The sequence below is a fragment of the Caulobacter vibrioides genome (assembly GCF_002858865.1).
Taxonomy (GTDB): Bacteria; Pseudomonadota; Alphaproteobacteria; order Caulobacterales; family Caulobacteraceae; genus Caulobacter; species Caulobacter vibrioides.
In genome coordinates this window covers 126873-133899 of record NZ_PJRR01000021.1, presented here as the reverse complement: position 1 = coordinate 133899, position 7027 = coordinate 126873, and the positions used below count along the sequence as shown (strand labels likewise).

Here is a 7027-nt window from a genome sequence, read left to right as displayed (position 1 = left end):
CCGCGCGACCAAGGCCTTCAGCGGGATCGCCGCCAGATCGTCGGCGCGCACCTTTGAGAGCGACCCACCATAGCGACCGATCGGGGTGCGGATCCCGTCACAGATATAGGCGGCGGTCATGCGAGCTCTCCCATCATCGCGATCAAACACTTGTTAGATGCGCGAGGTCGGAGCCTCAACGGTTTTCAGGATCGCGGCGCGAGAAGTCGGCCGCCTCAGCGCTTGACCGAAGCCGGGGCGGTCATCCGCAGGATCTCGCGGCTGCGCCGCGTGATGCCGTAGAGCGTTCCCTTGTCGCTCTCATCCCAGTCGATGGCCTGGCCCTCGGCCTGCATGGGCAGGGTTTCGAGATGATCGAGCACGCCGCCGCCGTTCGGAAGCGCCACGACGTAGAGTTCGGGCAGGTCGTGGCCGCTGAGATAAAGCCGTCCGTCCGGGCCCCAGCCGCCGCCCGAGATGCTCATCGGCTTGATGCGCTCCAGGATCGAGGCGGGCAGGGCCCAGCCTTCCAGGCGTCGCCACTGGTCGTCGAACTTGACCAGGGTCGTATGGCGGTGATCGCGCGGGGCCTCGCCGCCCTTGGTGTCATAGTTGGCGAACATCGCCCACCAGAAGCCGTCCTTGCGATCGACCCAGGTGATCGAGCCTGTCCCGAGCCCCAGGGAGACGCTCTTGCGATGCGCCAGGGTCATCGGATCAAAGAATTCGACCGTGCTGACATGGGGCGTGCCCGGAAAGTTCGAGCTGGCGCAGACCAGATCCTTGGCGATCACGGCGCAGGAATTGATGTGCGGAAAGCGCGAGCGCTGGCCGGTCCATTCGCCGCGCTTCTCGCCGGTCTGCTTGTCCAGGCGGACGATATTGAAGTTGCTGACCGCGTAGAGGTCGTGAGGGCCGACCGCCACGCCCTGGGTGGCGTTGCTGGCGTAGCGGCGGGCCGTTTCGAATCCGACTGCGGTCGCAGTTGCGGCGGGCGGGGTGATCGTGGCGACTTGAAGCGCCGCTGCGATGGCCAGGACGAGTGACACGATCGACCCCTTTGTCGCTTAGAAGTTCACGGCCGCGCCGACCCAGTAGGTCCGACCGTAGTTGGCCCATTCTTGCAGATAGCGCCGGCCGGGGCCCGTGACTTCCTGGCGGCCGGTGTTCGAGAGGTTCTGGCCCTCGACGAACAGGCTCAGATGCTTGTTCCAGCGCCAGGACAGGCTGGCGTCAAAGACGTGACGACCTTTCCAGTACTGGTCGGAATTGACGTTGGCGTCGTTGATCGTTTCCAGCTGGCCGCCGATGTAGTTGTGCGACACGCGCGCTTCGAACGGCCCGCGCTGGTAGTAGACCGCCGCGTTGGTGGTGATCTCGGGCTGCTGGAACAGACCCGTCACGCGCGGGCCGGTCGAGGTCCGGAACGTGAACTCGGTGTCGAGCCAGGTGACGTTACCGTTGAAGCCGAAGCCGTCCAGCGGCGCGGGCAGGAAGGTGAAGGCCTGCTGCACGGCGAACTCGACGCCCTTGATCTTGGCCGTCTCGGCGTTGCGCGGGGTCGAGATCAGCACCGTCTCGACGCCCCGGCCCACGTCGAGCCGCTCGCTGGACGAAAGGGTGAAGATCTCGTTCTTGATGTCCTTGGAGAACACCGCCAGCGAGACCATGCCGTCGGTCGGATAGAACTCGACGGAGAGATCAAAGCCTTCGCTCTCCCGCGCCTTCAGGTCGGGGTTGCCGCGCGACAGGGTCGGCTGGCTGCCGTCGAAGTTCAGGGTCTCGGTCGCGGCCAGCGACCCGTAGTCCGGGCGGCCAATCGTATTGGTCCAGGCGGCGCGGACGATCAGGTCCGGGCGCGGTTTCCACTGCAGGTGCAGGCTGGGCAGCCAGTTGGCGTAGCTGCCGTCGTTCGAGACCGGGGTGAGGACACCCGCCGTATTGCGCACGGCGTCCGAGGTCACCTTCGTGCGCTCATAGCGCAGGCCGCCCAGCAGGGTCAGGTCGCCGAACTGGTAGCTGGCCTGGGCGTAGCCGGCCTGCACGTCCTCGCTGACATCGTAGTTGCCGGTCGGCGCGGAGACGGTCGTGGTGAAGCGGTTGCGGTTGGCCTTGAAGAACGCCGTGGCGGCTTCGGCGTCGATACGCGGGTCGAGGCGGTAACGGCCGGCGATCAGCTGGCTCGGCCCGGCCTTGTCGACCTCGGCCAGGGTATAGACGAAGCCCATAGCGGCCCGATAGTTGACCTGGCTGTTGCGGAAATCGCGTTCGCTCGACCGCAGGACGCCGCCGACCTTGAGCTTCCAATGCGCGTCGTCGTCGAAGGCCAGATCCAGGCGCGCCTGGGTCGTGCTTTCGTTGGTCTTGGTCAGCGCGTCCCGGTGCTGCTGCAGGACATAGTTGGCCGGGTTGCGCAGGGCGGCTTCGTTGACGGGATTGAACCTCGGGAACAGCCGGTTGGTCGTGTCGTAGGTGAAGGCGTAGTTGGCGCCTTGGGCGTCCACGGTGCGGAACTCGACCGAGTGGTTGGGGACCTTCAGTCCGGCCAGCGAGTAGACGAGGTCGCCGTCGAGCTTCCAGTTCGGCGCGAAGGACCAGGCAAAGCCCGTGCGCGCCAGGCCGATCTCACGCGTCGTGATCGGCTGATTCAGGTGGATGATGCCGCGGCCGCGCGCGAAGGCGCCGCTGGTCGGGGTCTGGTTGGCGACATTGCCCAGCGGTTCGATCCGGTACTCGATCCGCTCCTCGTCATCCTCCATGCGCGAGGCCAGCACCGAGGCGTCCCAGCGGAATGCGTCGGTCGGGCGGTACTCGAGCTTGGCGTTCACGCCGCTGCGCTGCTTGGTGTTGTTGTACCAGAACAGACGAACCTGGGTCGGCACCTGAAGGCCATTGCCCGTGGGCGAACCCGACAACACCGGCGCGCCGGCGGCGGTGTATTCGCGAACGCTGGGATCGGCGGCCTCGACCTGGGGGATGTCGTAGTCGAGCTGCTCGTGCGAGGCGCCGATCACGACGCCCCACTGATCCTCGGCGCCGAAGGTGCGGCCGGCGGCGAAGGCCAGGCGATACGAGGGCTTGTCGTTGCGCACATCGCCGCTGCGCTCGTACTGGCCGTACGAGGCCATGCCGTTGAAGAACGGGCGCTTGGCGTCGAAGGCGCTGCGGGTGGTGACGTTGATGACGCCGCCGATGGCGTTGCCGTCGTTCTCCGGGGTCACCGTCTTGATGACCTCCAGGCGGCCGGCCATCACCGAGGGGACGATGTCCATCGGCACGGTGCGGCCGCTTTCATCGACCGAGGCGACCAGGGCGCCGTCGATCGTGGTGCGGTTATAGGTCGAGCGCAGGCCGCGAATGACGGGGAAGCGCGGCTCGCCCTGGTCTTCCATGACCGAAATGCCGGGAATGCGGCGCAGGGCGGCGGCGGTGTTGTGGTCGGGCAGCTTGCCGATGTCGTCGGCGGAGACCACGTCGGACACGACGAAAGCCTCGCGCTTGACGGCGATGGCGGCGCGCTGGGCCTCGCGCTGACCCGTAATGACCACCGCATCGACGGTGGTCGCGTCCTGGGCGAGAGCGACCATCGGCGCGCACAGGGCGCTCGTGGCCAGCAGGCCGGTGATCAGGTTACGAGACATCGGTTTCGACACGAGCCCACTCCAGCGCTTTGTGGGGCCGGTGATACGGAGGCTCTGCGACGCCAAGGCCAAGGTTTCGTCGAGGTTTCGATACGGAAAAACGAAGGTTCCGTGTCCGGGGGCAGGCGTCTGCGCGCACGAGAACGGATGACGCACGTGAGGTTGTCACCAGAAGAAAGCGCCAATTCGTCGAGGCGAGAGACAGGCCAAGGCGAGCCCAAAAGGCGGCGCCGACATCGTCTAAAGAAGCAAAGAGGGAGAGTTTATCGCGACGGCCTCAGCGGAAGGCCAGGTTCTCCAAGAGGAGAATGGTGGGTGTACAAGGATTCGAACCTTGGACCCGCTGATTAAGAGTCAGCTGCTCTACCAACTGAGCTATACACCCATTCGACGTTTCGAAGCACTTGCGAGCCCCGGCGGCGAGGCGCGGAACATACGCAATGATTTTGGGAGCGCAAGCGCTTTTTTCATGGCCAGACGAGATATTAGCGGCGCGGTGGATTTCGCTTACCTGGAGGGGTTCGCGGCCGGGGATTTCGCGGTGGTCGACGAGGTGTTGGCGCTGTTCCGCGAACAGGCCGCGCTGTGGGCTCCGATGCTGGATCCGACCCATCCGGGCTGGAAGGACGCGGTCCACACCGTGAAGGGCGCAGCCCGGGGCGTGGGGGCCTTTAACTTGGGCGAGGTCTGTGAGCGCTGTGAAGCGGGTCAGGAGAGCCTGGAGGGCGTTCGCACGGCTCTGGACGCCGCCCTGCTGGACATCGCCGCCTACGCTCACGAACAGGCGTTGCGATCGCTGAAAGGCTAGGTGGCGAGAGCGGTCAGCGACGAACGCGCCCTCGTCCTGCAACCTCCGCAGGATAAAGGAAGCGTAATTGGCGAGGCGGGCGCTTCGCGGCTAGAAGGTGGGCCTCTGACATGAGGAGCTCTTCTATGCCGACCAGCCCCTGGAGCCACCAGCGGAACGCCAACATCGCTGACGACATCGATTTCGAGATCAAGGGCGAGGATCTGCAGTTCGTCGAGATCGAGCTCGATCCGGGCGAAAGCGCCGTGGCCGAAGCCGGCGCCTTCGTCTGGAAGGACGCCACCGTGCAGATGACCACGGTGTTCGGCGACGGCGCGGCCGATCAGGGCGGCGGCTTCATGGGCAAGCTGCTGGGCGCGGGCAAGCGTCTGATCACCGGCGAGAGCCTGTTCACCACGGTGTTCACGCACCACGGGACCGGCAAGGCGCGCGTGGCGTTCGCCTCGCCGACTCCCGGCACCATCCTGCCGCTGAACCTGGGGCAGTTGGGCGGAACGCTGATCTGCCAGAAGGACAGCTTCCTGGCGGCGGCGCGCGGCGTGTCGATCGGCCTTCACTTCCAGAAGCGGATGATGACCGGCCTGTTCGGCGGCGAAGGCTTCATCATGCAGCGGCTGGAAGGCGATGGCTGGGTGTTCGTCCAGATGGGCGGAACGCTGGTCGAGCGCACCCTGGCGCCCGGCGAGGAACTGCACATCGATACGGGCTGTCTGGCCGCCTATACGCCGGACGTCGACTTCGACCTCGTCATGGCCGGCGGCGTCAAGAGCGTGCTGTTCGGCGGCGAAGGGCTGTTCTTCGCCCGCGTGCGCGGTCCCGGGAAGGTCTGGATCCAGTCTCTGCCGTTCGCCCGTTTGGCCGGCCGCATGCTGCAGGCGGCCAACCACCAGGGCGGCAACCAGGGCGAAGGCTCGGTCCTGGGCGGTTTTGGTCGGATGATCGACGGGAACTAGCGAGCGCGTCCTTCTCCCCTTGCGGGAGAAGGTGTCGCCCTGGGGGCGACGGATGAGGGGTTTCACGGCGTCGCCGGTGCGACCCCTCACCCGACCCTTCGGGTCACCCTCTCCCGCAAGGGGAGAGGGTGGGCTTACTACCCCTTCGTCCGGTCCCAGCTGTCGTATTCATAGGCGATGCAGCGGTCGATCAGCGTGCGCCACACCGGCTCGGCGATCGCTTCGGACAGGCCCGCTTCGCGAGCGGCGGCCTTGACCTTTTCCACCACATCCTCGATCCGCGCTCGGTCGAAGACCTTGTTGCGATCGGCCTTGATGCGCGCCGCCGCGTCCATATAGCCCTGACGCTCGGTCAGGAGCTGGACCAGGGCCCGGTCCAGGGCGTCCACGCCCCGGCGCACATCGACCATGGTCTGGCAGTCGGCGGGCGCGAGGCGCTCATCGACCGTGAGAGTCGTCGTTTTCATGCGCCCCTTTAAGCGGTTTTGGGGCGGTCGGACCATCCCAAAACCTGACGATTCCGCCATCAGATCCCCGCGCCGTTGTCCAGCGTGCGCAGCGCGGCCTCATGCGCCTCGGCCTCGGCCTTCAGCCAGTTCACAAAGGCCTTCACTTGCGGCAGCCGCCCCTTCGCTTTGGGGTGGACCACATAGTAGGCGAAGTCGACGGCGGTCGAGGCCTCGAACGGGATCACCAGCCGTCCGGAGTCGAGATCGGCCTGGGCCAGGGTGCGCTTGGCCAGGGCGATGCCCCGGCCGTTTGCGGCGGCCTCGATCACCAGGCTGGACTGGTTGAAGCGGGGGCCTCGCGCGCCATCGACGCCCCGGATCCCGCGCGCCGCCAGCCACATCGCCCAGTCAGGGCAGCTGTCGTCGGCGTCGGGTGACCCGTCATGCAGCAGGATGTGGTGCTGCAGGTCCTCGGGGCGCTCCAGGGCGTTCTGCTCGAGCAGCTCGGGACTGGCGACCGGGACGACGGTCTCATGCAGCAGCCGGATGACCTCAAGGCCCGGATAGCGACCTGAGCCGTAGCGGATGGCCATGTCCACCTCGCCGGTGGCGAAATCCACGACCTCCATCCCCGCCGACAGCCAGACGTCGACCTGCGGGTGGGCCTGTTCGAACTTGCCCAGGCGCGGCACCAGCCATTTGGCCGCGAACGAGGGCGCGGCGGTCAGGGTCAGGCGGCGGCCGTCGACGGCGGCGGTCAGCAGGCTGGCGGCTTCGGCCAGCCGATCGAACGCCTCGCGCAGGGCGGGCAGGGCGGTCTGCGCCGCGTCGGTCAGCAGCAGGCCCTTGGGCGTGCGCTTGAATAGCGCCGCGCCGACATAGTCTTCCAGATTCTGGATCTGTTGGCTGACCGCGCCAGGGGTCACGGACAGCTCGTCTGCGGCCCGGCTGAAGTTCAAGTGGCGCGCGGCGGCCTCGAACGCGCGAAGGGCGTTCAGCGGCGGCAGGCGACGGCGCTCGTTCGGTCTTTCCATAGTTTTCCTGAACGCCCCGGCAGAAGTCCTTGTTTGCGAATTGGCCCCTTCGAGCCGAGTTTGCAAGCGTTCGTCGACGGATTGGCCCTTTTCGTCGACGCGTGCGAGCGGGGTTGTCCTTAGGGGCGACCCCGCCTTGCTTTCCACCGCTTTATTCCGAGCG

The 7027-nt window shown here is 66.5% G+C and carries 6 protein-coding genes, 1 tRNA gene and 1 pseudogene; 2 read left to right on the top strand and 6 right to left on the bottom strand.

Translation table 11 applies throughout. The annotated features are described in order from the left end of the window. From CVUC_RS18030 to CVUC_RS18015, 4 genes and pseudogenes are all read right to left on the bottom strand, one after another. A pseudogene (locus tag CVUC_RS18030) lies at positions 1–120 on the bottom strand (3-oxoadipyl-CoA thiolase); the annotation flags it as partial. A 95-nt stretch (positions 121–215) separates the two neighbouring features. After that, positions 216–1028 carry a hypothetical protein gene (locus tag CVUC_RS18025; protein WP_096032839.1) on the bottom strand — a complete coding sequence of 271 codons (813 nt, stop codon included), beginning with the start codon at positions 1026–1028 and terminating at the stop codon, positions 216–218. An 18-nt stretch (positions 1029–1046) separates the two neighbouring features. Continuing rightward, entirely contained in the window at positions 1047–3692 is a 2646-nt protein-coding gene (locus tag CVUC_RS18020; RefSeq protein ID WP_096032840.1) for a TonB-dependent receptor, read from the bottom strand. A gap of 237 nt (positions 3693–3929) precedes the next feature. Beyond that, positions 3930–4005: transfer RNA gene (locus CVUC_RS18015), tRNA-Lys, on the bottom strand. An 84-nt stretch (positions 4006–4089) separates the two neighbouring features. Between CVUC_RS18015 and CVUC_RS18010 the strand changes: the two genes are divergently transcribed. Both CVUC_RS18010 and CVUC_RS18005 read left to right on the top strand, forming a co-directional pair. Beyond that, positions 4090–4428, top strand: a complete 339-nt coding sequence (locus tag CVUC_RS18010) for an Hpt domain-containing protein (protein ID WP_010918998.1) — start codon at positions 4090–4092, stop codon at positions 4426–4428. Positions 4429–4538: 110 nt separating this feature from the next. After that, positions 4539–5381, top strand: a complete 843-nt coding sequence (locus tag CVUC_RS18005; RefSeq protein ID WP_010918999.1) for an AIM24 family protein — start codon at positions 4539–4541, stop codon at positions 5379–5381. A gap of 137 nt (positions 5382–5518) precedes the next feature. Here the strand turns inward: CVUC_RS18005 and CVUC_RS18000 are convergent, their stop codons facing one another. Together CVUC_RS18000 and gcvA are read right to left on the bottom strand one after the other, a co-directional pair. Then, entirely contained in the window at positions 5519–5848 is a 330-nt protein-coding gene (locus CVUC_RS18000) for a chorismate mutase (RefSeq protein ID WP_024265672.1), read from the bottom strand. Between the two features lie 59 nt (positions 5849–5907). Next, complete coding sequence (gene gcvA, locus CVUC_RS17995; RefSeq protein ID WP_012640150.1) at positions 5908–6864, bottom strand: transcriptional regulator GcvA; 957 nt, start codon at positions 6862–6864, stop codon at positions 5908–5910. Between the last annotated feature and the right edge of the window lie 163 nt (positions 6865–7027).